Below are 24,647 nucleotides of genomic sequence, written 5' to 3' on the forward strand. Positions count from 1 at the left end.
GGAGCAGCCGGGCAGCCGACACGAGGTTCGGCTCATCAAAGGAAACTGACACAGCGGACCGCTTATGCGAAACTTGCACCTACGAGATGCCTCTCTTTTCGGTTGTCAATGGGTTCTAGACAAACTCCATTTTCCTTGAAAAGACGGGCATTCTCGGTTTAACCCGCCGTCGGCGCCCCGATCAGCATCGGTGGATCAAGGCTAAGGTGCCGACGCCGGCGGCAGCAGCCAAAGTGCCTGCCTGGCCCGCCGTGAGGTGACGGAACTGCGCGGCAAGATTGCCGTCGTCGTCGCTGAAGGTGGACTCGGCAACCAGGAGGTCGACGCCGTCGGCAAGTTCCTCCGCCCCGGCGCAGGGTGCGGTATCCATGACGAAGGCGAAACTTTGGCTGGGGGCAGTCAGCCGATATCCATACGTCTCTATGCGGTGCAGCAGCGGACGGACTTCGACGCCGGGCGCGATGGCCCCGGCCTCGTCGTGGGGATAAAGCCGGAGATCGATGCCCGGCGAAGCGACGGCGACCAGCGGCCAGATGATGTCTTCGCCGGACGCGGGGTAATGCAGACGGACGGGATGCGCCACCCTGTCCAGGGCAAGGCGTGACAGCACACCGGGGAGCCCATAGCAGTGATCTCCGTGGACGTGGGTGATACAGATGCGGGTCACCTCCGAGGCGGAGACGCCGGCATGGATCATCTGCCGCTGGGTTCCATCGCCGGGATCAAAGAGAATGCCCTCATCGTCCCAGCGGAGGAAGTATCCGTTGTGATTGCGGGATCGCGTCGGGACTTGCGACGCGGTTCCAAGAACGACGAGTTCGCGCATGGCACGAGTGTCTCACCGTCATGCGCTTAGTGTCGTTACTTTTGTTTTGCGCACGAACGCCGTTCCAGAACATCAGTGCCGAACCGAATCGTCCCCTGTAGCGTCGTATGTCTTGGAGGATTATCTCCCGTAAACCCAGGAGGAATCATGGCCCGGCTTGGCAAGTTTGAGAAGTACCTGATCGAGGAGTTCTACGACGACTATCGGGCCGGGGACATGTCCCACCGCACCTTCACTAGACGCGTGGCCTTCATCACCGGAAGCATGGCGGCAGCAGCCGCTGCAATGGCTTTGGTCGGGTGCACGCCGGATGAAGTTCCCCGCGGTACGGACCCTATGCCCACTCCCACGCCCACCAGTCCAGGGACGGGCACCGCCACCACTTCTCCGGGCACCGTTCCAGGAGCCAAGAGTCCGCTTTCGGTTCCCGAGGGTGCGCCTGGCCTGGTCACGGCTACTGTGCGATTCCCTGCAGGCGGAACGGACATCAGTGCTTACCTTGCCCGACCTGAGGCAGGAAACAAGGGACCAGCCGTACTGGTCTGCCATGAGAACCGCGGCCTCACCCCGCATATCCAGGACGTGGCGCGACGCTTCGCCAAGGCCGGATACGCGGCCCTGGCGGTGGACCTGTTGAGCAGGGAGGGCGGAACGGCGGGAATGGACCCCGACGCCGTCCCCGGTGCCTTGACCCAGGCCGGAGCCCCACGCCACGTCTCTGACTTCTCTGCGGGTTTCGACTATTTGAAGACGCGGGATTTTGTCGACCCGGAGCGAATTGCCATGAACGGTTACTGCTTCGGCGGTGGCATCACTTGGCAGGCCGCAACCGAATTGACCGGTCTTAAGGCCGTCGCACCGTTTTACGGACCCTCTCCCGACCTGGACAAGGTTCCGAACATCAAGGCGGCGGTCTTTGGCGTCTACGCCGAGCTTGACCAGCGGATCACCGGGTCCATGCCGGCACTCCGCGATTCCCTAAATGTCGCCGGCATCATCAACCAGATGAAGGTGTATCCCGGCGTCGACCATGCGTTCCATAACGACACTGGACAGCGCTACGTCGAGGCGCAGGCTACCGCGGCATGGGAGGACACACTGGCCTGGTTTGGCCAGCACGTCTGAAGGGCCTGGCGGGGGTTGGGTTTCGACAAGCTCAACCACAGGGGACAAGCTCAACCACCGGGAACTGTAAGTTCGGCTTCCAGCGTTTCGATGCTCGGCAGGCTCGACGCGAATTCCTCAGGCAGGGATTCGGCTACCGAGGTCCGCCATTCAGCCACGCCGATGGGAGTGTTGAAGCCGCGCAGGGCATATTCGGCCACCACGCTGTTCTTCTCCTTGCATAGCAGCAGACCGATGGTCGGCTTGTCATCCGCATGCGCGAGGAGGTCACGAAAGCGAACCCCTGGCCCAGTTCCAGCAGGAACTTCTCCACATGTTGAATCAGTTGCAGCTCCAGTTCCCTCTCACTGCGGCGGTCGGTCATGGCCACGAAATCAAAAACGTACGGATCCTTGGTGGCCTGCTGGGCCAACTCCGAGTCGGCCGGCACCATAGTGGTCTTGAAATTGGTGATGGCCTGCCCGGAGCGCTCGTGCAGGCGGGTTTCGATTTGATGGGCCAGGACGTTGCGGGACCAGCCATGTTCGACGGCGGCCGCCGCGTACCAGAGGCGCGTCGCGGCGTCATCGAGCTTTTCCAACAGCGCGATCTGGTGATACCAGGGCGATGTTGCAAGCGGCGCTTGCAACATTGGGAACTCGGGCCAGGCCTGCGCAAAGCTCTTCATATAGCGAAGATTCCTTGGTGAGAAGCCCTTGGCGCCGGGAAAGCGGTTGCGGATGTCTGCGGACAGTCGGCTGACCACCTTGGCTCCCAGCCTTGCTCAGACTCCCGGCTGGCCAGTTGTTGTCCGATTTTCCAGTAGGAGTTCAGGAGTTCCTTATTGACGGCCGTAATTGCCCGTGACCGACCGGTGGTGATCTCGCCGGCAACTGTTGCCAACAGTTCCGGGTACCACAGTGGCATGGAGGATTCAGCGGGAGTTCCGCGGAATGCTGCCGCCGTTGCTCCGTGTGGCGGTCCTGTTGTCAGATTCTGGGCTGGCATTCACGTCTCCTGCGGCTGGGCTACTGTCGAACCCAAGCTATGGGCGGGCACTGACATTTTTGTCGACGGCGGCCCCCGGAAGGCGAAAGAATGAGCGGGTGAGCGAAGCCGGGGAATTCGTGGATTTCGCACTCCAGCGGGGAGCATCCTGGAGCCGGGCCGAGGCTGCCCGCCAGAGCCTTGGAAGCGAGCTTTCGTATTACGGCGCATCGGTGGGTGCGATCCGGGGAACCATTCGTGACGTGCTCCGCCGTCACCCCGACCTTAGCCATGACGAAGTAACAGCCCTGAGCTCAGAGCTGTGGGATGTTCCTGTCTTTGAGCGGCGCCTGGCGGCAGTCGTCCTCCTGCAGTCGAAGGCCGGGATGCTGAAGAATTCGGACCTCACACGCATCGAGGGTTTCGTGAGGCAGGCACGCGTCGCTGCCTTGGTGGACCCGCTCGCCGTCGACGTCGTTGCTCCGCTGCTGGCAGGCCTTGAAGGCCAGGACAGGGTGCATGCAGAACGTGTCCTTGACCGCTGGGCAGGCGAACCTGATGAGTTGCTGCGACGGGCGGCAATGCTGTCTCGGGCAGGCGCGCAGAAGGGTGAATTCGACTGAAGGGACCTGTTCCAAGGCAGGCCGGTCAATCGTATTCTGGGGTGTGGAGGTGATTGCCATGAAGGCAACTGAAGGAGACCGGATCATCATCCGGGGCACTACCGTCGAAAGGTCGGATCGGCACGGGCAAATCATCGAGGTGAAAGGCGAGGACGGCGCACCGCCCTACCGCGTACGCTTCGACGACGGCCATGAAACCATCGTTTTTCCAGGTGGAGATTTCATGATTGACCGGCATCAGGAAGCCACCTGAGCAGCTAATCCGGACGTTACTCTGATCCGGACGTTTCTAGGGCTCCGACGATCGAGGCGATTCGATGGTCGGAGCCTCAGCTTCTTCTATGCCTGCAATCTCCGGGATTCCCGAAGCATTCGAGCTCACTGAATTATTGCCGTATTCAGCGTGAACAAGGATCGGCAGATGATCCGACGCGCCCCGCGGCAGGGTTTCCACCTTGCCGATCACCAGTCCCAGGGACGTGGCGAAATCGAAGTGTCCCTTGAAGACTTTGTAGCGCGTGTACGTTCGCCGGTCGCTCAGGGACAGTTCATAGCCTGAGTTCTTCATATGCGTTGTGAGGTTTCGCGTGAAGAAGGGGTAGTTGAAGTCGCCCACCATCAAGGTCATTTGCTCCCCGCCCATGCCGAGCAGTTCGGCGTGCGCAGCGTGGATTTGTTCCCTGCGCAGGGAATTGGACGCCGTCAGCGGCGCGGCATGGAATGAACCCAGTACCAGTCCGTGGTTGGTGGCGTTATCGATGAGTCGAACGCCCAGGAGTCGCTCGTGCGCCGGAGTCAGAACCCGGTCATGAAGGGATTTCTTGAGGGAAAAAGCGTTTGATTCGATTGCCGTAAAGCGAGCGGTCCGGTAGTAGACGGCCAGGCCGAGGCGGTTTCCCCTGGTGGCATCCGCGAGGTGGAGTGGGCCGAGCGTCGTGGGGAGTTCCTCGGTATTACATTCCTGCAAGCACAGCGCATCGACGTCGAAGCCGTGCGCAAGGCCGCGAAGCTCACCGCTGGCCTTGTGCTTACGTAAGTTGTAGCTGATGACTCGTATCAGGACCGCGCCTCTTGTGCTCGTAGTTGGAATGGACCTTCCTTCACTTTACCCATCGGAAGGCGTTGTGGGTGGAACCGAAGTAGTGTTGTCCCGGATCAACAGATTGCCAGAAAGGGTCAGCCTTGAGTATCGAACTGCCCGAACTTGCCGAAGGCGACTTCTATTATGAGTCGCTGGGAGACGGAAAGTTCCGCTCCACGATCCATGCCCAGGGCGCCTGGAACCCGCATGAGCAGCATATGGCACCGGCGTCCGGGCTGCTTGCCGAACGCCTGCTACGGCACGAGCCGCGCGATGACGTCAGGATGGCCCGGCTCAGCTACGAGATCCTGGGGCTGATCCCGGGCGGCGAGTTCGAGGTCATCACCACTACCCTCCGGCCCGGCCGAACCATCGAACTCATCCAGGCTGAACTCCTGGCCGGCGGACGGGTGGCTATCCGTGCCACAGCCTGGCGCATGATTACCTCCGACACGAGCGGCATCGCCGTCGTCGAAGACCATCCGATGCCCCCGCTGGAAGACTGCACACCCGGGGATTGGGCGAGCGCCTGGCCGGGAGGATACATCAGGTCCCTGGATATGCGGAAGGCAGATGACCACAGGCCGGGATCGGGGCAAGTGTGGGTCCACACGGAGCATCCACTCACGGACAAAAAGGACAGCACTGACCTGGCTCGCCTCGTTGGGCTGGTAGATACTGCCAACGGCATTGCCGCCCGGGTTCCTCCGGGAGGCAGCCACCTCTTTCCCAACGTCGACCTCCAGATTCACATGTATCGCGCGCCCTCAGGGGAATGGCTCGGCCTGGATAATTCGGTCTCCTTTGGCAGCGACGGCATCGGGCTCACGTCAACAGTGCTCCATGACCCCCAAGGCCCGTTCGGGCGCGCTGAACAGATCCTCACGCTGAGGAAGGCGTGATGGTGCAGGGTATCGAGGAGACCCTGGTCGAAGAGGCCCCTACCCTGACCGTGTTCCGCCAGCAGGAGTCCCTCGGTGCGGCGGAGGACCTGGAATTCGGGCTCACGCTGCTCCAGGAGGCCCGCAGCGGCCGGCTTGGCCCGACCCTTCGGCTCTATCGGCCCCGACCCACAGTTGCATTTGGCCAGCGCGACGAGAAACTTCCGGGTTTTCCTGCCGCGGCTGAGGCCTGCCGCCGGCTGGGCTTCGAACCGCTCGTCCGCAAGGCCGGAGGGCGCGCCGCCGCATATCACGAGGGCACACTGGTTGTGGACCACATCGAGCCCAATGCCGACGCGATTGCCGGGGCGAAAGGCCGTTTCGCCTACTTCGGAGAGCTGCTGGCTGGAGCCCTGCGCAGCCTGGGTGTGCACGCGGGCGTTGGGGAGATCCCGGGGGAGTACTGCCCCGGTGAGTTCAGCGTCCATGGCGGGAGGCAGGGGACCCCGGAGGGCAGGATCAAGCTGATCGGCACCGCGCAGCGCGTGGTTTCGGGCGGCTGGCTGTTCAGTTCAGTGGTGGTTGTTGAGGACTCTGCCCCCATCCGGGAAGTGCTGACGGTGAGTTACGAGGCCCTCGGACTGGAATGGGATCCGGCCACCGCCGGTGCTGTCAACGACCTCGTGCCGCATGTGGACGTTCCCGCGGTCGAGGAGGCCATCATTCGCGCCTATGGGGACCATTGGGCAGTATCCGACGGCGACTTCCGCACGCTGCTTCCTTAAGCGCCGCTGCCGTAGCCGGAGCCTCCGTTGTAGTCGGATTCAAGCAGGACTAGGCTTGTTGGCCAGAGCCCACCAAGGAAGGTGGCCGGGGTGGCCAGGTACGTAACAAAAAAACTGCTGGGAAGGCCCGATAGGAAGCCAGCCGAGGTTGTGGATTCCGACGTCGAACTAAGCGTCAGTCCGCCCAAACGATCGGCCGCTGGCCTGCCAAGCCTCAGCGAAACTCTGCCGCATGCGGTGGCCGAGATGGGACCTGCCCGGGCCTGGAAGACGCTGCGGGCCATCAACCAGAAGGACGGCTTCGACTGCATGAGCTGCGCCTGGCCTGACCCGCCGGAGCGCAAGCTGGCAGAGTTCTGCGAAAACGGCGCCAAGGCCGTGGGCTGGGAGGCCGAGCCGCTGCGGATTCCGGGAGGGTTCTGGGCAGAGAACGACGTCGACTCCCTCGCCTCGCGCTCGGAGTACTGGCTCGGCCAACAGGGAAGGCTGGTGGAACCGGTCTACAAAGCCGCAGGCGAGCGGAACTATCGGCCGGTCAGTTGGGACGAGGCCTTCGGCGTCATAGCCCGGGAACTCAATGCCCTGGACTCTCCCGATGAGGCAACTTTCTACACGAGCGGACGCACCAGCAACGAGGCAGCCTTTACCTACCAGCTCTTCGTGCGGGCATTCGGGACGAACAACCTGCCGGATTGTTCCAACATGTGCCATGAATCAACCGGGCACGCCATGGGCGAAACACTCGGAGTAGGAAAGTCCGCCATCACCTACACCGACTTTGCCAAGGCCGACTTGATCATCATCATGGGCCAGAATCCGGGAACCTGCCATCCTCGTATGCTCACGGCGCTGGAAGAAGCCAAGCAGGCAGGGGCGAGCATCGTCGCTGTGAACCCGCTTCCGGAAGCCGGACTAATCAACTTCAAGAATCCACAGCGGCCGGGGGGACTGATCGGCAAGGGAACGGATCTTGCCGACCAATTCCTCCAGATCAGGCTGGCCGGCGACATGGCCCTGCTCCAGGCAGTCTCCAAGCGCGTCCTTGATGCCGAACGTGCCAGGCCCGGCACTGTCCTGGACCACGCCTTCCTCGCGGAGCATTGCCAGGGGCTGGAGGAATTCGAGGCGCACCTCGCGGGACTCGACGAGGAGCAGGTGCTCGCCGCGACAGGCCTGGGCAGCGAGGAAATCGATGAGCTGGCCGATCGCTATATGCGCGCGGAGAAAGTCATCATCACGTGGGCAATGGGCTTGACGCAGCACAAGAAAGCCGTGCCCACCATCAAGGAAATCGTCAACCTCCTGCTGCTGCGCGGCAATATCGGCAAGCCTGGTGCTGGCCCTTCTCCGATCCGCGGCCACAGCAATGTCCAGGGCGACCGGACAATGGGCATCTGGGAAAAAATGCCCCCGAGGTTCCTTGACGCCCTGCAGCGCGAGTTCGGCTTCGACCCGCCGCGGCACGACGGCGTCGACTCCGTCGGCAGCATCCGCGGCATGCGCGACGGGAAGATCAAGGTCCTGGTGGCCCTCGGCGGAAACCTGGTCCACGCTATTTCTGATACAGCCGTTGCAGAGGCAGCGGTTCGCAACACTCGGCTCTCAGTTCAAATCTCTACCAAGCTCAATCGCTCCCACACCGTGGTTGGGGAACAGGCGCTGATCCTCCCGGCACTCGGGCGGACCGAGATCGACAGGCAGGCCAGCGGAGAGCAGTTTGTCACGGTGGAGGATACTGTGTGCGCCGTGCACAGCTCAACGGGAATCCTTGAGCCCATTTCCCGGCAGGTCCTTTCCGAAATGTCAATCGTTACGCGGATGGCGCGGGCCGTTCTTGGCGACAAGGTTCCGGTGGACTGGGCGGGTTTCGAGCACAGCTATGACATAGTCCGCGAGCACATCTCGCACGTGGTTCCGGGCTTCGAGGATTTCAATACGAAGATCAGGCTCCGAGACGGCTTTGTCCTGCCGCACGCCCCCCGCGACCAGCGGAAGTTCCCCACGCCTACCGGCAAGGCGATGTTCAGCGTGAACGAGTTGGACACCATCGAAGTGCCGCCCGGACGACTGATCCTGCAGACTGTGCGCGCCCACGACCAGTTCAATACCACGACTTACAGCATGAACGACCGCTATAGGGGCGTGAAGAAGGGCCGCATGGTGTTGTTCATCAGCCCCGAGGACCTGGCTGAGCTGGAGCTAGCCGACGGCGGGTATGTGGATGTGCACAGCGAGGCCGCCGACGGCGTGGACAGGGTCCTGCGCCAGCTGCGCCTCATCTCGTATCCCACGGCCAAGGGATGCGTGGCAGCCTACTTCCCGGAGGCCAACGTGCTGGTGCCGCTTGATTCGACGGCCGAAGGCAGCAATACGCCGGCGTCGAAATCGGTGATCGTACGGCTTGAGCCGGCCGCCGCGCCCAACTAATTCTTAGGCTGCCAGGCGCGTCTTGACCTCTGCCGCGGAGGGGTTGGTGGCTGCGGTGCCGTCAGGGAAAAGGACCGTGGGAACGGTGCGGTTTCCGCCGTTGATCTGCTCCACGAGCTCGGCAGTTCCTTCGACTTCCTCGATGTTGATCTCGTTGTAGCCGATGCCTTGGGCGTCGAGCTGCTTCTTGAGTCGGGTGCAGTAACCGCACCACATGGTCGAGAACATGGTGATGGTGCCGGATTCGGGGGTGAAGTCCACGGATGTCTCCTGTCGTCGGTCGCCTGGCTCCTGCCGGGAGCCACTGTGCTCAACGGTAGCGTGCCCGGCGGAATTCCTTGGAGCCGCTGTGTCACATGACATGCTGGTGCAGCCGGTGACAACGGGGCAGACTGGAGCCATGTGTGGACGTTACGTAATGGCCAGGGCCGTGGGGGACTTGCTGGCGCAATTCGACGCCGAGCTCGAACATGACCTGGAATTGACGAAATCATGGAATGTAGCCCCAACCGACCCAGTGCCAATCGTTCTTGAGCGGGTCATTGAGGGCGCTCCCAAGAGGCAGCTGCATCTGGCGCGCTGGGGACTGGTCCCGTCCTGGGCGAAGGATCCCTCCGGCGGCGCGAAGCTCATCAACGCCCGGAGCGAGACCCTGCTCGAAAAGCCGTCCTTCAGGAAGGCCGTCGCATCGCGCCGTTGCGCAGTTCCTGCTGATGGCTACTACGAATGGAAGAAAGGCGAGGGAAAGAGCAAGCAGCCCTACTACGTCCACCCAGGTGACGGATCCAGCCAGGCTTTCGCCGGCCTCTACGAGTGGTGGCGTGACCCGTCCAAAGACGAGGGTGATCCCTCGAAATGGCTGCTGTCGACGTCGATTATCACGACGGACACGCCAACGGCCGGGATTCCCACAGGCAATGGCGGCACGTCCGTCTTCGACGAACTGACAGCCCTCCATGACCGGGTACCGCTCCCTATGAGCCGGGAGACGATGAAAGCATGGCTCGACCCCAATGTCGATGATGCGGCGGGACTCGTGGACCTGGTTCGCTCGGCGGCGCATGATGCCGCAGCAGGCTGGGCGCTGGAAGCGGTGGGGGCCGCCGTCGGAAGTGTCCGTAATAACGGTCCGGACTTGATCAAGCCGGTCGAAGCTCTGTTCTAACCGGGAGTCACCGCGGACTAGCGCATTATCGACAATGTGCGCTCGCTGGCCGAGAAGAAAGAAACCAGCCCCCACGTCGTGGAAGCCAGCTATCGGGCGATGATCGACGCCTTCATTGAACTGGAACTAGAGGTCCACAGGGCAACCGCTCAGCCCTAGAGGTCCTCGGCCACCTCAACTCCAGCCTGGAACTCCCGGCCGTCGGCGTCGCTGAACGCCGTCATGACGTGGGGCTTGCCCAATCCGTTGATCGCGGAAAGGGGGAAGTGGCCCGTAATCGTGTTGCCGGAATGTTCCACGCCGCTGAGGTCATAGTTTTCCTCGGTGCCCTGATCGTGATTGAAGCTGTAGAAGGCAATCGCCTCGCCGTTCATGAACTCGATGCCGAGCCGGCGCTGGGACGAATAGTCGGGATCGGCGGCTAGGAGGCCAACCACATAAGCCCCCGACCCGGGGATATTGCCCTCTATATCGAACTGGGCCACCAGAGTGGATTCCTTGGCGGCGATGCTGGCCTTTTTCAGGAGTGCTTCTTGGCTGCTCATGGCTCAATCCTGCTCTCTGCCGTCCTTGGCGTCCACCCCTCATCTAGGTTTTGTCGTCCCCCGCGCGTAGACTGGAAGTATTCGAATACTTGTTCGAATGATGGAGGCCAGTACATGGGGATGTTCAGTGAGTCAGTTGACGTTGTCTGCACTCCCTCCGGCGAGCCTGCCGAGCTATGTTGGGGCGGCCGGCAATACCGGGTTTGCGCCGAACCTGTGCGTTGGTATGAGAGGCGTCAATGGTGGGCGGAAGAAACCCGCGCACCCTTGGGAAGCGGTGCCGGACTTGTCGACCACGAGATCTGGCGCGTGCAGGTAGTAACCTCCGGCATTGAACCTTCAGGCGAGCCCAAGTCCACCAGTGAGCACGCGCTCACCCTTGACCTGGTAAAGCACCTGGGCAGCGGACGCTGGCGCCTCCTGCGCGTCCATGACGCCCTCCGCTCCTCATGCACTGAAACAGAAACCCGAACCGCCTGAATTATGAGCTTCACGCACCTGCACGTCTCCACCGCCTTCAGCGCACACTATGGGGTGTCCTGGCCAGATGAACTGGCGCAAGCTGCCGCGGCAGATGGCGCCACCGCCCTGGCATGTACAGACCGCGACGGCCTGTACGGCACGGTCAAGCACCTCAAGGCATGCATGGACGCGGGTATCGACCCCATTATCGGCGTCGACCTCGCGGTCCTTGACGACGACGGCGACCACCGCACGCAGGTGGGCGGACGCGTCGTCGTCCTGGCCCACGGACACAACGCGGGAGCCGGTTATCGGGCCCTGTGCAGACTGGTTTCCGATGCCCACGCCCGGACCTCAGGAAAAGCGGGAGGGGCGGTACCAGTAGCGGTGACACGAGCCGAACTGGCATCACGCACCCTCCATCCCGACACCCTGGAACCCGTGTTGACGGTGCTGATCGGTCCGAGTTCCGACGTCGGGCGTGAAATGGGCGGGCGACGCTACCTCCGTCCCCGCACCCTCTTCAAACGCTGGCTGGAAGCCATGCCCCCCGGAACAGTGGCCGCCGAGATTGTCACCCATCTCACCGCCCCGGGAGAATTTTTGAGCACCGCCCATGCTGTGCGCATGCTCAAGCTCGCCTACGAACACAACGTCCCGGCCGTCCTAAGTAACGCTGTCCGATATTGCGCGGAGGACGGTGCCGCCACCGCGGATGTCCTGGACTCCGCGCGCTCGCTGAAATCACTTCCCGAACTCTCCGCTGCCCCCATGCTGCAGCCCAACGGACAGGGCTGGCTGAAGTCGGCAGAGCAGATGGCCATGCTTGGCAAGGAAATCATCGGTGCAGCCGGCTATGGCACAGCAGGATTCAGGAAGCTTCTGGCAGAAACAGAGGCGCTCGCCGACGTCTGCCGCATCGACTCCGTCCTGGATATGGGCTGGAAGCAGCCCGTGGTCCCCGAGGCCTCGGTTATCGGGATCGAAGGGGATCCCATGATGGAACTTGTCCAGCGTTGCGAAGCGGGGGTAAACAGGCGCTTCCCGGGGATCAGCGGTGAGGCCCGGACCCGGATGCGCGACCGGCTGGATCACGAGCTGCGGATTATTGAAAAACTGGGCTTCGCCTCCTACTTCCTGACGGTGGCCGAAGTGTCACGGATGATCATCGGGATGCGGGTAAGGGCGGCGGCGCGCGGCTCAGGTGCGTCCAGTCTGGTCAACTACCTGACTGATATAAGCCAGGTGAATCCACTCGAGCACGACCTCATCTTTGAACGGTTCCTCTCACAGGACAGGTCAACCCTCCCGGACATCGACATCGACGTCGAAAGCGCCGAAAGGCACAACGTGTACCGGCGGATCTTCGAACGCTTCGGGTCGGAGCGCGTCACCCTCATGAGCATGCAGAACGGATACAGGGCACGGGGCGCGGTCCGCGACGCAGGGCTTGCACTGGGGATGGACGACGGCGAGATCGGAGAAATCGCTAAACAGCTGTGGCGTTTTTCGGCACGGAAATTCCGTGAGGCGCTCGTGGAGAAACCGGAACTTCGCGAATTCGCCGGGCGTGTGGGGCAGGGCTCCGTTCCTGAGAACCAGCAGCTCGACCTTCTGGTGGATCTCACGGAACGGCTTGATCGCCTTCCACGACATATTTCAATGCACCCGTGCGGAGTGATCCTCGGTGACGCAACCCTGTTGGACCGCACCCCGGTCCAACCCAGTGGAATCGGGCTGCCCATGAGCCAGTTCGATAAGCACGACATGGACCCCATGGGCATGCTCAAACTGGATGTCCTGGGCGTGCGGATGCAAAGTGCCATGGCCTTTGCCGTCCGTGAAATCATCCGCCTGCACCCTTCAAGGGAAGAGGTCGTGGCGGCAGGGAAGCATCCCGTCGATCCGGATGGAAGCGGCCCCGACTACATCGACTCCACGGGAAGGATAGATCTCAACGCAGTTCCCTTGGATGACGAGCCCACCTACGAGCTCATCCGGAGCACACACACCCTGGGCTGCTTCCAGATCGAATCCCCTGGACAGCGGGAACTCGTTGGGAAGATGGCGCCGCGCGACTTCAACGACCTCATCATCGACATTTCGCTGTTCCGGCCGGGACCCATGAAATCTGACATGGTGCGCCCCTTCCTTGAACACCGGCACGGCTTCGCCCCGGAGGTGTACCCCCATCCTGACCTGAAGCCTGTGCTCCAGGAGACCCACGGCGTGACGGTCTTCCACGAACAGATCCTGAAAACCTTCGACGTCATGACCCATTGCGGCCTTGCACGGGCCGATGAATTTCGCCGTGCCTTGGGCAATGAGGAACTCGAACCCCAGGTGGAGGAGTACTTCCGGAAGGAGGCGAAGGCCAACGGCTACACCCCTGAAGTGGTGGACAAGGTCTGGTTCACCTTGAAGTCTTTCGGCAGTTTTGGTTTCTGCAAGGCACACGGGGCGGCTTTCGCTGTTCCTACTTACCAGTCGGCCTGGCTGAAGGCCCACCATCCTGAGGCGTTCCTCGCCGGACTGTGGGAGCACGATCCCGGAATGTACCCCAAACGCCTCCTGGTGGCTGAGGCCAGGCGTTTGGGAATTCCCATCCTTCCGCTGGATATCAACAGGAGCGGGGCTGAATATCGGGTAGAGCGCATTGAAACCGGTGAACACCACGGCAAGTTGGGAATCCGGTTGAGCTTTGCGGGGATCTACGGCCTTTCCGGGGCCGAGCTGAAAAGGCTCGTGGCCGGACAGCCCTTCGACTCACTGGCAGACCTCCGTGCCCGGGCCCGCTTGAGCAAACCGAACATCAAGCGGCTGGCGCAGCTTGGCGCCTTTGATGCCCTGCACCGGGACTCTGGTGGAAATGCGAACCGGGCTGACTTGGTGCATCACCTGCAGCAACTCCAGAACAGTACTGTCCGGAAAGGTCCTGAGGTGTTGGATGGCCAACTGTCCCTCCCGCTGGGAGACGTCGAACTGCGGAATCTTTCGCCGGAGCTGCCGGAACCCACCATGGTGGAGAACGTCCGGGCCGAACTGGACCTGATGGCTGTAGACGTCACTGAACACCTCATGGAAAGCCACCGTCCACTGCTTGAAAGATTGGGAGTCACAACGGCGGACAAGCTCCTGGGGCTGCGGAATGGAACCGAGGTGCTGGTGGCCGGGGTCAGGATCGCGACACAGACCCCGCCTATGCGTGGCGGGCGCAGGGTGGTCTTCATCAGCATCGACGACGGCACAGGCTGCGTGGACAGCGTGTTCTTCCATGAGGCCCAGGAACGGTCCGGTCCGCTGCTGTTCGGCACCCGCTTGCTGCTGATCCGGGGAACCACCCGCCGCACGGGCCCCAAGGGTATTAGCCTCAGCGCCAGCATGGCGTGGGACCTCAGTCGCATCGAAACCCTGCCTGGACCCCTCGATGGGATCGCGCGGAACCTCGCCATTACAGGCCTGGGGAGCTGAAGCAGCTGCTCCCCAAAGGCGCTCGGCTACTTTGGCCGCCCTCACCGAAGCGGATACGATGGACGATGGCTGGCTGTGGTCCCCGTACGCCACAAGCTATGAAGCCTTAACCATGTGAATAGGAGACACCCGTGTCAGATGCCCAGCAGATCACCCTCATCGTCGATGGCGAAGAGACCAAGGTGACGGAGGGGACCACTGGGGCGGAGCTCTTCTTCGAACGGCGCGACGTCGTTGTGGCCCGGGTAAACGGGGAACTCAAGGACCTTGACCAGCCCCTCTCAGAGGGTACCCACGTCGAAGGCGTCACCATTGATTCCCCGGACGGGCTGAACGTCCTCAGGCACTCCACCGCGCACGTCATGGCGCAGGCGGTCCAGCAGTTGCGCCCGGATGCCAAGCTCGGCATCGGCCCCTACATCACCGACGGCTTCTACTTCGACTTCGACGTCCAGGAGCCCTTCACTCCTGAGGACCTGCGCACCCTCGAAAAGATGATGCTCAAGATCGTCAACCAGAACCAGAAATTCGTGCGCCGCGTCGTCTCCGAGGACGAAGCCCGCGAGGCTATGAAGAATGAGCCCTACAAGCTCGAACTGCTGGGTAAGAAGAACGAGGCAGCCGACGCCGGCGAAGGCGTCAACGTCGAGGTGGGCGCCGGAGACATCACCATCTACGACAACGTGGACCGTAAGAGCGGTGACACCGTGTGGTGCGACCTTTGCCGCGGCCCGCACCTGCCCAACACTAAGCTCATCTCCAACGCCTTCGCCTTGACCCGCTCTTCGGCCGCCTACTGGCTGGGCAACCAGAAGAACCAGCAGCTGCAGCGCATCTACGGCACCGCCTGGCCCACCAAGGAAGCGCTGAAGGCCTACCAGGAGCGTATTGCCGAGGCTGAACGGCGCGACCACCGCAAGCTGGGCGCCGAGCTGGACCTGTTCTCCTTCCCCGATGAATTGGGATCCGGCTTGCCCGTGTTCCACCCCAAGGGCGGCATCATCCGCAAGGCCATGGAGGACTACTCGCGGCAGCGCCACATCGACGCCGGCTATGAGTTCGTCTACACCCCCCACATCACCAAGGGACACCTCTACGAGGTTTCCGGTCACCTGGACTGGTACAAGGAGGGCATGTTCCCGGCGATGCACATCGACGCGGAACTGAACGAGGACGGCACCGTGCGCAAGCCCGGCCAGGACTACTACCTGAAGCCGATGAACTGCCCCATGCACAACCTGATCTTCCGCTCACGAGGACGTTCCTACCGCGAGCTTCCGCTACGGTTGTTCGAATTTGGCTCTGTCTACCGCTACGAGAAGTCCGGCGTGGTTCACGGCCTGACCCGAGTCCGGGGCATGACCCAGGATGACGCCCACATCTACTGCACCCGCGAGCAGATGAAGGACGAACTTACCAAAACGCTCAACTTCGTCCTTGGGCTGCTGAAGGACTACGGCCTGGACGACTTCTACTTGGAGCTGTCCACGAGGGATCCCGAGAAGTACGTCGGCGAGGAAGCAGCCTGGGAAGAGGCCACCAAGACCCTCGCCGAGGTAGCGCAGGAGTCCGGCCTTGAGCTGATCCCGGATCCGGGCGGAGCAGCGTTCTACGGTCCCAAGATTTCCGTGCAGGCGAAGGATGCGCTCGGACGTACCTGGCAGATGTCCACCATCCAGCTGGACTTCAACCTTCCCGAGCGTTTCGAGCTCGAATTCCAAGCTGCCGACGGCTCCCGCCAGCGCCCCGTGATGATCCACCGTGCCCTTTTTGGCTCGGTGGAACGCTTCATGGGCGTGCTCACCGAGCACTACGCAGGTGCCTTCCCTGCCTGGCTGGCACCCGTCCAGGTCGTGGGCATTCCGGTGGCCGAAACCTTCAATGAGTACATGTTCGACGTCGTTGACCAGCTCAAGGCCGCAGGCATCCGGGCCGAGGTGGACATCTCCTCCGACCGCTTCCCGAAGAAGATCCGCACCGCCAGCAAGGACAAGATTCCCTTCGTGCTGATCGCCGGCGGTGAGGATGCCGAGGCAGGCGCCGTGTCGTTCCGCTTCCGTGACGGCAGCCAGGATAATGGTGTGCCGGTCGCTGAGGCAGTGCAACGGATCGTGGACGCCGTCCGGAACCGCGAGAGCTGACAGGACGGATCGAGGACGGTGCAGGAAAACCCAGGCGCATCGGCGGACTATCCGCGCGATGCCGACGTCACGGACGGCTTCGGGCTGGCCGGGGTCCCGGACGCCTTCCAGCGACTGTGGACCCCGCACCGGATGGCGTACATCAAGGGCGGGCAGCAGCAGTTCAAGGACCAGGACGATTGCCCGTTCTGCATCGCGCCGTCCCGCAGCGACGAGGAATCGCTGATCGTCTATCGCGGGCGGACGTGCTATGTCGTGCTGAACCTGTTCCCGTATAACCCTGGCCATCTGCTGGTGTGCCCGTACCGCCACGTCCCGGACTACACGGACATCACTGCAGAAGAAACGGCGGAATTCGCCGAACTTACGCAGACCGCCATGCGGGTCCTGCGCAAGGTGGCGAATCCCAGCGGCTTCAACCTCGGCATGAACCAGGGAGTCACCGGAGGCGCGGGAATTGCGGCCCACCTGCACCAGCACGTGGTTCCGCGCTGGGGCGGCGACGGTAATTTCTTCCCGATCATCGCCCAAACCAAGGCCATCACCCAGACCCTTGACGAGGTCCGCCAGCAGGTGGCGGAAGCCTGGCCGGGGGAGTCGGATGCTCAATAGGCATGCTCGCGGACTCTTCACCGCCCTGTTCTCCCCGCTTGCCCGCTGGCTGCTGAAATCGGGAGTATCACCGGACGCGGTCACCGTCATGGGAACCATCGGGGTGATTATCGGGGGATTGATTCTCTATCCCTTGGGCCATTTGTTTTGGGGCACCGTGGTAATCGCTGTCTTCGCACTCTCCGACGTCCTGGACGGGATCATGGCGCGGCTCAACGGACCGGCAGGCCGCTGGGGCAACTTCCTCGACTCCACCCTTGACCGTATTGCTGACGGGGCCATCTTCGCGGGGCTGGCCGTCTGGTTCTTCACTGACGGTGCCGACCGCGCGGCAGCCGTTGCCGCCGTCGTCTGCCTGGTGCTTGGCATGGTTGTCTCCTACGCCAGGGCCAAGGCGGAATCTCTGGGGTTCACCGCAAATGTTGGCATCGCCGAGCGCGCGGAAAGGCTGGTTTCGGTGCTGCTCGTGGCCGGCCTGACCGGCCTGGGCCTGCCGTCGGTGGTGATGGTCGTGACGCTCACGCTCCTCGCGATTGCGAGCCTGATCACGGTCATCCAGCGCATCGCGACCGTCCACCGACAGGCACTGGCCGACGTCGATGACGGTACAGCCGCCTAGGAAGTTTCGCGAAATACCTGAGTTCTAGTCCTCGCCCGCTGGGGACTAGTATTGAGGTACTTGGTCAAATGGATCTTGCCCTCCGGCGTGCGCGTAACGCGGCCAGACTGCTGCGCAGTCAGAACGTCGTCCGGGGGAGGTCTTCTATCTACCCATAGGGGTTTTTGTGTCTACACCTGATGTAAGCAACGAAGCCGGTTCGTCCGCCAACAGCGTCACCGGCAGCAGCCGCGTGAAGCGTGGCATGGCTGAGATGCTCAAGGGCGGCGTCATCATGGACGTCGTCAATGTCGAACAGGCCCGCATTGCCGAGGACGCCGGTGCGGTTGCTGTGATGGCGCTGGAGCGTGTTCCGGCGGACATCCGCGCCCAGGGCGGCGTGTCCCGCATGTCCGATCCGGACATGATCGATGCGATCATCAACGCCGTGTCCATTCCCGTGATGGCCAAGGCCCGTATCGGGCACTTCGTCGAGGCGCAGGTCCTGCAGTCCCTCGGCGTGGACTACATCGACGAGTCCGAGGTCCTCACCCCGGCCGATTACGTGAACCACATCGACAAGTGGAACTTCACCGTTCCCTTCGTCTGCGGTGCCACCAACCTCGGCGAGGCGCTGCGCCGCATCAACGAAGGCGCTGCGATGATCCGCTCCAAGGGCGAGGCCGGCACTGGAGACGTCTCCAACGCCACGGGGCACATGCGTGCGATCCGGGCGGAGATCGCCAAGCTCTCCGCCCTGCCCGAGGATGAACTCTACGTGGCCGCCAAGGACCTGCAGGCTCCCTACGAACTGGTCAAGGAAATTGCCGCCACCGGCAAGCTTCCCGTGGTGCTGTTCACCGCCGGTGGCATCGCAACCCCGGCTGACGCTGCCATGATGATGCAGCTCGGCGCGGACGGCGTGTTCGTTGGCTCGGGCATCTTCAAGTCCGGCAACCCGGCCCAGCGTGCGGCCGCCGTCGTGAAGGCCACCACCTTCTTCGATGACCCGGACATGATCGCCAAGGTTTCCCGCGGCCTGGGCGAAGCCATGGTGGGCATCAACGTCGACGAAATCCCGCAGCCGCACCGCCTCGCCGAGCGCGGCTGGTAATTCCCTCGACTCGAGTTTGCGGCGGTAAGCCGTAGTCCTCTGCGTGCTATTCCCCGCGTCCCTCCATGGCCGCTTCGCGGCGTGAGGGGACGCGGGGCCCCTTTTACGCACGCTGCCGGACCACGCCTCCACCTCGTTTCAACGGCGGCGCGTCACCTTCACCGGTGGGGGGCCGCCGTCGTCATAGGATGGGTGCCATGCCCGCCCTCGCCCACAGATCCCACGCAGTGTTCGCTGCAACCGCGTCCTCCATCCTCCTCGCGGTTGCCGCCGCCGGCTGTGGACTCATTGCCGAAAACAACTCCAAGAGCCCGTCTGCCGCCCCAACAGTCATAGTGTCGGCGTCGCCCACCGGAACGCCCGCCCCCACACCGACGCCGGGCAAGGGTCCGGACTGCCCCACCCTGCGCTGCACATCGGTGCTGGTCACGGGAGACATGCTGGTCCACACGCAGCTGTGGCAGCAGGCGCGCGAGGATGCCGCCGCAGCCGGCAAGCCGGGCTACGATTTCGTGCCGCTGCTGGAGGGCCAGCGCCGATACATCCAACAGAGCGACCTGGCCATCTGCCACCAGGAAACGCCGGTCTCCACTTCTGAGGGTCCCTTCTCCGCGTACCCGTCGTTCAATGTCCCGCCCCAGATCACCACGGCGTCGAAAAACGTCGGGTACCAGGCCTGCACCACGGCCAGTAACCACACGATCGACCGCGGCACCGAAGGACTGGTACGGACTCTCGATGCCCTGGACGCCGCGGGCCTGAAGCACACGGGCTCCTACCGGAGCGAGGCGGAGTCCCAAGAGATCCTGACGCTGAAGACGGACGCCGCCACAATCGCCGTCGTTGTCGGCACTTACGGGCACAACGGCCAGATCCCTGAGTACCCGTGGCAGGTCGATGAGCTCGACCCGGCGGCGATGATCGCCAAGGCAACCCAAGCCAGGCAGCTCGGCGCAGACATAGTCCTGGGTGTGATGCACGCCGGTGACGAATACGCCAGTGAGGCAAATGCGCAGCAACAGGAGGTTGCCCACGCCCTCGTGGACAGCGGACAGTTCACCATGATCTACGGACACCACACCCACTCGGTGCTGCCGATCGAAAACTACAAGGGCACCTGGATCGTGTATGGGCTCGGCAATGGAATCACCGAATTGTCACCCTGGTACGTGCTCAACAATGAGGGGCTGCTGGTGCGCGCCCAGTTCAGCCAGGATGCCTCCGGCGCCTGGAAAGCCTCGGACCTGGGCTGGGTGCCGTCGGTCATTGTCCGCGATCCCTACCGCTGGTGCTCAGTGGCCTCCGATGCACCGCAAGGTGTCTGCGCCACTGCGGAAGCCGACGCGGCCACACGGAACCGGACCAAGACCGTGGTTGAATCCATGGGCGCCGCAGCTGCCGGAGCCCACGAACTCCTGATCACCACGGAAAAATAGGCCAGGGAAATAGGCCGTTGGCGTATTTATCGCGGGCGGCGGGCCGCGTGTTCGCGGGCCAGCATGGCAAATCCGTCGTCAGGATGGCCCGGGAGGAAGGTGCCGTACTTGCGTTCGGCGGCCGTACGGATCAGGAAGTCCGCGATAGCCGGGTTCTTCGGCAAAAGCGAGCCGTGCAGGTAGCTTGCGACCACGTTCCTGTATCTGGCGCCTTCGTGGCCGTCTTTGCTGTTGTTGCCCGCGCCCTTTGACACCATGCCAAGGGGCCTGACACTTGGGCCGAGTGTGGTCTGGCCGCTGTGGTTTTCGTAGCCCAGTACTTCGCCGAATTCCGGGGAGTCCAACGTCACGTTTCCGATCAGGCGCTCACTGCTGCCATGGGTTTCGACGTCCAGGATGCCGATGCCGGGAATGATGGTGCCCGAGCTGGTCTTGAAGAAGCGGCCAAACAGCTGATAGAGCCCGCAGATCACCAGCATGGGAGTGCCGTCCTCTGCCATGTCGCGAAGCATGGGTCCGCGTGCCTGGAGATCGTCCTGGATGATCAGCTGCCCGCTGTCCTGCCCGCCGCCGCCCAGGATGATGTCGACGTCGTCCGGAAACTCGTCGTCGACGTTGTATTCCAGCAGCTCGGGAGTGTAGCCGTGCCAGCGGATGCGCTGTTGGAGGACCAGGGCGTTGCCCCAGTCACCGTAGATGTTCATGTCGCGCGGATAAAGCTGGAGAACCCTGATGGTTCCCTTGCTCGCATGGTTGCTCACGTATTCCATTCTCGACTCTTCCGCACTCACGAGACCACCTCCACTGCCGTGATCTTGGACAGCTCGCGCCGGATGGCCAGCATGGCCGTGTAGGTGCAGAAGACACGCTTCGGCTTGCCTTCGGCGCCGCTGATGAAGGCGGCGAGGGCGGCCGGAATATCGGTCTCTACTCCACCGACGGGGACGTCATCGTACTGCAGCCGCAGAGCCATGTCGTAGGCGCGAACGCCGGAGACAAGATCGACGCCGTCCTGCCTGAGGGATTCGAAGTCCACGTCCCAGAGCCAGGACATGTCGCGGCCGTCGGCGTAGTTGTCGTTGATGGCGATCATGGTGGCGTAGCCCTCGGCCGGGAAGGACTTCAGTCCCAGCCTGAAGCCGCTGGGATTTTTGACAAGCACCAGGTCAAGGGGCTGTCCATCAACCACGAGGCTCTCTCCGCGGCCGAAAGCCGGCGCCACCTCGGACAGCGCCTTCACCAGGCGGTCGCCGTCCGCCATTGATGGCTGGCGCCCTGAGGCCGTGACGATCGCCCGGGCGAGGGCCAGCGCGGCCGCGGCATTGAAGATGTTGTAGACGCCCCGAAGCTTCATGCGCGTACTGACCAGCTCGCCGTCGAACTCAAAGTCCGCATCCTGCGTGCCGACCCGCCGAAGGACGACGTCGGCGGGCGGCAGGTCCGAACCGTCCACTGCCGTCGGGGAAGAGGCCGCCGAGGTGTCCGAACCGGAGGACCGCATGTCGTCGTCGTTCGGGAAGGTGCTGCGCAGCGATGTGTCCAGTCCGAAGTAAAGGACGGACGGGCCTCCATCTGCCTGCGGCTTGAGAGACGAGGCAATGCGCAGGACGCGGGGGTCCTCGCGGTTGAGGACCACTGTTCCCGTGGTCTTGACGGCAATCCGTTCAAGGAGCTGCGCCGTCTTGTCGATTTCACCGAAGCGGTCCAACTGGTCCCGCAGGACATTCAGGAGCAGGCTGTAGCGCGGCTGCACCATATTGACGAAATGGACGGCATGGGCTTCGTCCAGTTCAAGGACGGCGACGTCGGCGTCGAGCTGTCCCCGCCAGTCCACGGCACCTAGCAGGGCGGCCGCAACCCCGCGGGTGAAGTTGCTGCCAGTACGGTTGGTGAATACCTTCAGGCCCTGGCTTTCCAGGAGTTCCACCACCATTTTCGTGGTGGTCGTTTTGCCGTTGGTGCCGCTGACCACTGCGACGCCGAACGGAAGGGAAGAGAGCGTCCGCTGCATGAACCGGGGATCGATTTTTTCGACCACCAGCCCTGGGAAAGCTGAGCCTCCTCCGCGGAGCCTGGACGCCGCACGGACCAGCTTGCCGAGGGGAACGCTGAAGGAAAACATGATCTGTAATATATCCCAGTTGAGGCATGGAACCCCGAGCGGGCTGTCCCTTCCCCGGTCCTACGACGTCCTTGACGGGCCCAACCGCACTATGATTGTCCAATGACCATTCCCCTTTCCGAAGCTTCGCCGCGCATTGGCGCCGGTCTTCGAATCGGCGTCCTCGCGCTTCAAGGCGACTTCCGCGAACATCTTCACGCCGTAGAGGAAACAGGAGCCATCGGCGTTGGCGTGCGCCGGCCGGCGGAACTTGACGACGTCGACGGCCTGATCATTCCCGGCGGAGAATCCACCGCGATCGACAAGCTGGCCCGGTCCTTCGAGCTGGCCGAGCCGATCCGGAAGCGCATCGCCTCGGGACTTCCCGTGTACGGTTCCTGCGCGGGAATGATCCTCCTCGCAGACCACATTGCGGATCCTGCGACGGACTTGGCCGGCAACCCGCAGGAGACCTTCGGCGGTCTGGACATCACGGTGCGCAGGAACGCCTTCGGAAGGCAACGCGAGTCCTTTGAAACCGATCTTGACTTCAAGGGACTTGAATTCAGTGCAGGAGAGGGCGGCGTAGCGCCGGTCCACGCAGTGTTCATCCGTGGCCCCTGGGTGGAGCGGGTAGGTCCTGGAGTCCAGGTTCTCGCCCAAGTTGAGCCCGAAAAGGCGAAGCACACGGGGACTTTGCACGGGTTGGCTAGAATTGTTGCAGTGCGCTCGGGCCGTCTGTTGGCCACCTCATTCCATCCGGAAGTGACGGGGGAGAAGCGCGTGCATGAACTTTTCATTCGAATGATCAGAGGAGAAGCGTAAAGCATGTCAGGCCACTCCAAATGGGCGACGACCAAGCACAAGAAGGCCATCATTGATAGCCGCCGGGCAAAGTCGTTCGCCAAGCTGATCAAGAACATCGAAGTTGCCGCACGAATGGGCGGCCCGGACCTTGCTGGAAACCCCGGACTCGAACTCGCGGTAACCAAGGCCAAGAAGACCTCGGTCCCCAATGACAACATCGACCGCGCCATCAAGCGCGGCGCCGGTCTTACCGGCGAAGCGATCGACTACACCGAAATCATGTACGAGGCCCGTGGGCCGCAGGGTTCCGCCTTGCTCATCGAGTGCCTTACGGACAACAAGAACCGTGCAGCGTCCGAGGTCCGGCTCGCGATCTCCCGCAACGGCGGCACCATCGCCGACCCCGGCTCCGTGAGCTACCTCTTCACCCGGAAGGGTGTTGTCAACCTGCCGAAGAACGGCCTGAGCGAGGACGACGTCCTGATGGCAGTTCTCGAAGCCGGCGCGGAGGAAGTCAAGGACAACGGCGACACCTGGGAGATCCACTCCGAACCCGCTGACCTGCAGGCCATCCGGGACGCCCTCAAGGACGCCGACATCGAATATGACACGGACGAAGCGGAATTCGTCCCGTCCATGCAGGTCCAGTTGGATGTGGACGGTGCCAAGAAGTTCATGAAGCTCGTCGACGCCCTGGAGGACCTGGACGACGTCCAGAACGTTTACACGAACGCGGATATGAGCGAGGACGTCCAAGCAGCACTCGAAGCCGAGTAGCTCCCCGTCTTGGCGAACATTTTGGAGGCCCGGAATTGACCCTGCGAGTGTTGGGAGTCGATCCGGGCCTCACCCGTTGCGGGATCGGCGTGGTTGATGTGGAACGCAACCGCCGGGCCTCCATGGTCGCGGTGGGCGTCGTGGGTACTTCACCTGACGAAGCGCTGGACCAGCGGCTCCTGCTGATTGCCACGACCATCGACGAATGGCTGGACACGTACCAGCCGGATGTCATGGCGGTGGAGCGGGTCTTCTCCCAATTGAATGTCAGCACGGTGATGGGCGTGGCCCAGGCATCCGGCGTGGTGATCGCGGCTGCCGCGCGCAGGGGCATCCCGGTGGCGCTTCACACACCGTCGGAAGTCAAGGCAGCTGTCACAGGCAGCGGAAACTCCAACAAGGACGCCGTGACCAAGCTGATCACTAAAATCCTGCGGCTTGATGCACCACCCAAACCGGCCGACGCCGCCGACGCCCTGGCGCTTGCGGTAACGCATGCCTGGCGGGCAGGAAGCGGAGCCGCCGTCGCCACGACCGGTCCTGGCAGCAGCTCCCTGACGCCGGCGCAGCGCGCCTGGGCCGAGGCGGAAGCCAAAGCCCGCCGCGCCCGGTAAACCACCCCGTCGTAGAGGAGCCTGCTTTGCTGCAGTTCCGTTACCCCCCAACCCTTGCCGCCGTGCCGTGCGCCAGGAATGTCTGCGTGG

The 24,647-nt window shown here is 62.8% G+C and carries 26 protein-coding genes; 18 read left to right on the top strand and 8 right to left on the bottom strand.

What is annotated here, in order from left to right; translation table 11 throughout:
* Positions 1 to 181: 181 nt before the first annotated feature.
* The gene (locus tag J7E82_RS03770) at positions 182 to 826 is read right to left on the bottom strand and encodes a ribonuclease Z (protein WP_214860534.1); all 645 of its coding nucleotides are present in this window, start codon (positions 824 to 826) and stop codon (positions 182 to 184) included.
* Between the two features lie 147 nt (positions 827 to 973).
* Here J7E82_RS03770 and J7E82_RS03775 point away from each other — a divergent pair, with 147 nt between their 5' ends.
* Positions 974 to 1,951, top strand: a complete 978-nt coding sequence (locus J7E82_RS03775; protein ID WP_214860536.1) for a dienelactone hydrolase family protein — start codon at positions 974 to 976, stop codon at positions 1,949 to 1,951.
* A 50-nt stretch (positions 1,952 to 2,001) separates the two neighbouring features.
* Here J7E82_RS03775 and J7E82_RS20520 read toward each other — a convergent pair whose 3' ends face one another.
* Entirely contained in the window at positions 2,002 to 2,154 is a 153-nt protein-coding gene (locus J7E82_RS20520) for a hypothetical protein (protein ID WP_308113599.1), read from the bottom strand.
* Positions 2,085 to 2,696 carry a PDDEXK nuclease domain-containing protein gene (locus J7E82_RS20525; RefSeq protein ID WP_308113601.1) on the bottom strand — a complete coding sequence of 204 codons (612 nt, stop codon included), beginning with the start codon at positions 2,694 to 2,696 and terminating at the stop codon, positions 2,085 to 2,087. The genes J7E82_RS20520 and J7E82_RS20525 overlap by 70 nt, the downstream gene beginning before the upstream one ends.
* Positions 2,697 to 3,036: 340 nt before the next feature.
* Here J7E82_RS20525 and J7E82_RS03785 point away from each other — a divergent pair, with 340 nt between their 5' ends.
* Positions 3,037 to 3,540, top strand: coding sequence for a DNA alkylation repair protein (locus J7E82_RS03785; RefSeq protein WP_214860537.1), 504 nt, complete (start codon positions 3,037 to 3,039; stop codon positions 3,538 to 3,540).
* A gap of 58 nt (positions 3,541 to 3,598) precedes the next feature.
* Positions 3,599 to 3,793, top strand: a complete 195-nt coding sequence (locus J7E82_RS03790; protein WP_214860544.1) for a DUF1918 domain-containing protein — start codon at positions 3,599 to 3,601, stop codon at positions 3,791 to 3,793.
* Positions 3,794 to 3,829: 36 nt separating this feature from the next.
* Here the strand turns inward: J7E82_RS03790 and J7E82_RS03795 are convergent, their stop codons facing one another.
* On the bottom strand, positions 3,830 to 4,597 hold the full coding sequence (locus J7E82_RS03795) for an endonuclease/exonuclease/phosphatase family protein (RefSeq protein ID WP_214860808.1): 768 nt from the start codon (positions 4,595 to 4,597) through the stop codon (positions 3,830 to 3,832).
* A gap of 125 nt (positions 4,598 to 4,722) precedes the next feature.
* On the opposite strand from J7E82_RS03795, the gene J7E82_RS03800 reads away from it, so the two are divergent.
* The 3 genes from J7E82_RS03800 to J7E82_RS03810 all read left to right on the top strand — a co-directional run bounded on the left by J7E82_RS03800 (position 4,723) and on the right by J7E82_RS03810 (position 8,714).
* Complete coding sequence (locus tag J7E82_RS03800; RefSeq protein WP_214860553.1) at positions 4,723 to 5,523, top strand: thioesterase family protein; 801 nt, start codon at positions 4,723 to 4,725, stop codon at positions 5,521 to 5,523.
* Positions 5,523 to 6,287: a lipoate--protein ligase family protein gene (locus J7E82_RS03805; protein WP_214860555.1), complete on the top strand. Its 765-nt coding sequence runs from the start codon at positions 5,523 to 5,525 to the stop codon at positions 6,285 to 6,287. Before J7E82_RS03800 ends, J7E82_RS03805 begins: the two co-directional genes overlap by 1 nt.
* Before the next feature lie 117 nt (positions 6,288 to 6,404).
* Complete coding sequence (locus J7E82_RS03810; protein ID WP_214860810.1) at positions 6,405 to 8,714, top strand: FdhF/YdeP family oxidoreductase; 2,310 nt, start codon at positions 6,405 to 6,407, stop codon at positions 8,712 to 8,714.
* 3 nt (positions 8,715 to 8,717) lie between these two features.
* On the opposite strand, the gene J7E82_RS03815 is transcribed toward J7E82_RS03810, so the two are convergent.
* On the bottom strand, positions 8,718 to 8,975 hold the full coding sequence (locus tag J7E82_RS03815) for a mycoredoxin (RefSeq protein WP_214860556.1): 258 nt from the start codon (positions 8,973 to 8,975) through the stop codon (positions 8,718 to 8,720).
* 139 nt (positions 8,976 to 9,114) lie between these two features.
* Between J7E82_RS03815 and J7E82_RS03820 the strand changes: the two genes are divergently transcribed.
* The gene (locus J7E82_RS03820; protein ID WP_214860557.1) at positions 9,115 to 9,879 is read left to right on the top strand and encodes an SOS response-associated peptidase; all 765 of its coding nucleotides are present in this window, start codon (positions 9,115 to 9,117) and stop codon (positions 9,877 to 9,879) included.
* A 36-nt stretch (positions 9,880 to 9,915) separates the two neighbouring features.
* Entirely contained in the window at positions 9,916 to 10,038 is a 123-nt protein-coding gene (locus tag J7E82_RS20970; RefSeq protein ID WP_285289693.1) for a hypothetical protein, read from the top strand.
* Here J7E82_RS20970 and J7E82_RS03825 read toward each other — a convergent pair.
* Entirely contained in the window at positions 10,035 to 10,424 is a 390-nt protein-coding gene (locus J7E82_RS03825; protein ID WP_214860558.1) for a hypothetical protein, read from the bottom strand. The two genes, J7E82_RS20970 and J7E82_RS03825, sit on opposite strands and share 4 nt — an antisense overlap.
* Positions 10,425 to 10,538: 114 nt before the next feature.
* Between J7E82_RS03825 and J7E82_RS03830 the strand changes: the two genes are divergently transcribed.
* The 7 genes from J7E82_RS03830 (at position 10,539) to J7E82_RS03860 (ending at position 20,258) form a co-directional block, all read left to right on the top strand.
* Complete coding sequence (locus tag J7E82_RS03830) at positions 10,539 to 10,904, top strand: DUF6504 family protein (RefSeq protein ID WP_214860559.1); 366 nt, start codon at positions 10,539 to 10,541, stop codon at positions 10,902 to 10,904.
* A 3-nt stretch (positions 10,905 to 10,907) separates the two neighbouring features.
* Entirely contained in the window at positions 10,908 to 14,357 is a 3,450-nt protein-coding gene (locus J7E82_RS03835; protein ID WP_214860562.1) for a DNA polymerase III subunit alpha, read from the top strand.
* Positions 14,358 to 14,488: 131 nt separating this feature from the next.
* Positions 14,489 to 16,498, top strand: coding sequence for a threonine--tRNA ligase (gene thrS, locus J7E82_RS03840; RefSeq protein WP_214860563.1), 2,010 nt, complete (start codon positions 14,489 to 14,491; stop codon positions 16,496 to 16,498).
* An 18-nt stretch (positions 16,499 to 16,516) separates the two neighbouring features.
* Positions 16,517 to 17,110: an HIT domain-containing protein gene (locus J7E82_RS03845; RefSeq protein ID WP_214860564.1), complete on the top strand. Its 594-nt coding sequence runs from the start codon at positions 16,517 to 16,519 to the stop codon at positions 17,108 to 17,110.
* On the top strand, positions 17,100 to 17,729 hold the full coding sequence (gene pgsA / locus J7E82_RS03850) for a phosphatidylinositol phosphate synthase (protein ID WP_214860565.1): 630 nt from the start codon (positions 17,100 to 17,102) through the stop codon (positions 17,727 to 17,729). Before J7E82_RS03845 ends, pgsA begins: the two co-directional genes overlap by 11 nt.
* A gap of 166 nt (positions 17,730 to 17,895) precedes the next feature.
* Positions 17,896 to 18,822: a pyridoxal 5'-phosphate synthase lyase subunit PdxS gene (gene pdxS / locus J7E82_RS03855; protein ID WP_214860567.1), complete on the top strand. Its 927-nt coding sequence runs from the start codon at positions 17,896 to 17,898 to the stop codon at positions 18,820 to 18,822.
* A 197-nt stretch (positions 18,823 to 19,019) separates the two neighbouring features.
* Positions 19,020 to 20,258 (top strand): CapA family protein, encoded by a 1,239-nt coding sequence (locus J7E82_RS03860; RefSeq protein ID WP_251041404.1) that lies wholly within the window; start codon positions 19,020 to 19,022, stop codon positions 20,256 to 20,258.
* A 26-nt stretch (positions 20,259 to 20,284) separates the two neighbouring features.
* Here J7E82_RS03860 and J7E82_RS03865 read toward each other — a convergent pair whose 3' ends face one another.
* Both J7E82_RS03865 and J7E82_RS03870 read right to left on the bottom strand, forming a co-directional pair.
* Positions 20,285 to 21,028, bottom strand: a complete 744-nt coding sequence (locus J7E82_RS03865) for a glutamine amidotransferase (RefSeq protein ID WP_214860812.1) — start codon at positions 21,026 to 21,028, stop codon at positions 20,285 to 20,287.
* A gap of 17 nt (positions 21,029 to 21,045) precedes the next feature.
* Positions 21,046 to 22,380, bottom strand: coding sequence for a Mur ligase family protein (locus tag J7E82_RS03870; protein ID WP_214860571.1), 1,335 nt, complete (start codon positions 22,378 to 22,380; stop codon positions 21,046 to 21,048).
* A 102-nt stretch (positions 22,381 to 22,482) separates the two neighbouring features.
* Between J7E82_RS03870 and pdxT the strand changes: the two genes are divergently transcribed.
* The 3 genes from pdxT to ruvC are packed head-to-tail and all read left to right on the top strand — an operon-like array spanning position 22,483 to position 24,557.
* Positions 22,483 to 23,184 carry a pyridoxal 5'-phosphate synthase glutaminase subunit PdxT gene (gene pdxT / locus J7E82_RS03875; protein WP_214860573.1) on the top strand — a complete coding sequence of 234 codons (702 nt, stop codon included), beginning with the start codon at positions 22,483 to 22,485 and terminating at the stop codon, positions 23,182 to 23,184.
* A 3-nt stretch (positions 23,185 to 23,187) separates the two neighbouring features.
* Complete coding sequence (locus tag J7E82_RS03880) at positions 23,188 to 23,943, top strand: YebC/PmpR family DNA-binding transcriptional regulator (RefSeq protein WP_214860574.1); 756 nt, start codon at positions 23,188 to 23,190, stop codon at positions 23,941 to 23,943.
* 35 nt (positions 23,944 to 23,978) lie between these two features.
* Positions 23,979 to 24,557, top strand: a complete 579-nt coding sequence (gene ruvC, locus J7E82_RS03885; RefSeq protein WP_214860577.1) for a crossover junction endodeoxyribonuclease RuvC — start codon at positions 23,979 to 23,981, stop codon at positions 24,555 to 24,557.
* Positions 24,558 to 24,647: the final 90 nt, after the last annotated feature.

Source organism: Arthrobacter sp. ISL-30, assembly GCF_018613855.1.
Lineage (GTDB): Bacteria > Actinomycetota > Actinomycetes > Actinomycetales > Micrococcaceae > Arthrobacter.

What these genes read in the sequence shown, in the direction of transcription:
- J7E82_RS03770 (WP_214860534.1), bottom strand. Translation starts at nt 826, where the DNA reads ATGCGCGAACTCGTCGTTCTTGGAACCGCGTCGCAAGTCCCGACGCGA.
- J7E82_RS03775 (WP_214860536.1), top strand. Translation starts at nt 974, where the DNA reads ATGGCCCGGCTTGGCAAGTTTGAGAAGTACCTGATCGAGGAGTTCTAC.
- J7E82_RS03790 (WP_214860544.1), top strand. Translation starts at nt 3,599, where the DNA reads ATGAAGGCAACTGAAGGAGACCGGATCATCATCCGGGGCACTACCGTC.
- J7E82_RS03805 (WP_214860555.1), top strand. Translation starts at nt 5,523, where the DNA reads ATGGTGCAGGGTATCGAGGAGACCCTGGTCGAAGAGGCCCCTACCCTG.
- J7E82_RS03820 (WP_214860557.1), top strand. Translation starts at nt 9,115, where the DNA reads ATGTGTGGACGTTACGTAATGGCCAGGGCCGTGGGGGACTTGCTGGCG.
- J7E82_RS03825 (WP_214860558.1), bottom strand. Translation starts at nt 10,424, where the DNA reads ATGAGCAGCCAAGAAGCACTCCTGAAAAAGGCCAGCATCGCCGCCAAG.
- J7E82_RS03830 (WP_214860559.1), top strand. Translation starts at nt 10,539, where the DNA reads ATGGGGATGTTCAGTGAGTCAGTTGACGTTGTCTGCACTCCCTCCGGC.
- J7E82_RS03835 (WP_214860562.1), top strand. Translation starts at nt 10,908, where the DNA reads ATGAGCTTCACGCACCTGCACGTCTCCACCGCCTTCAGCGCACACTAT.
- pgsA (WP_214860565.1), top strand. Translation starts at nt 17,100, where the DNA reads ATGCTCAATAGGCATGCTCGCGGACTCTTCACCGCCCTGTTCTCCCCG.
- J7E82_RS03860 (WP_251041404.1), top strand. Translation starts at nt 19,020, where the DNA reads ATGCCCGCCCTCGCCCACAGATCCCACGCAGTGTTCGCTGCAACCGCG.
- J7E82_RS03865 (WP_214860812.1), bottom strand. Translation starts at nt 21,028, where the DNA reads ATGGAATACGTGAGCAACCATGCGAGCAAGGGAACCATCAGGGTTCTC.
- J7E82_RS03870 (WP_214860571.1), bottom strand. Translation starts at nt 22,380, where the DNA reads ATGTTTTCCTTCAGCGTTCCCCTCGGCAAGCTGGTCCGTGCGGCGTCC.
- pdxT (WP_214860573.1), top strand. Translation starts at nt 22,483, where the DNA reads ATGACCATTCCCCTTTCCGAAGCTTCGCCGCGCATTGGCGCCGGTCTT.
- J7E82_RS03880 (WP_214860574.1), top strand. Translation starts at nt 23,188, where the DNA reads ATGTCAGGCCACTCCAAATGGGCGACGACCAAGCACAAGAAGGCCATC.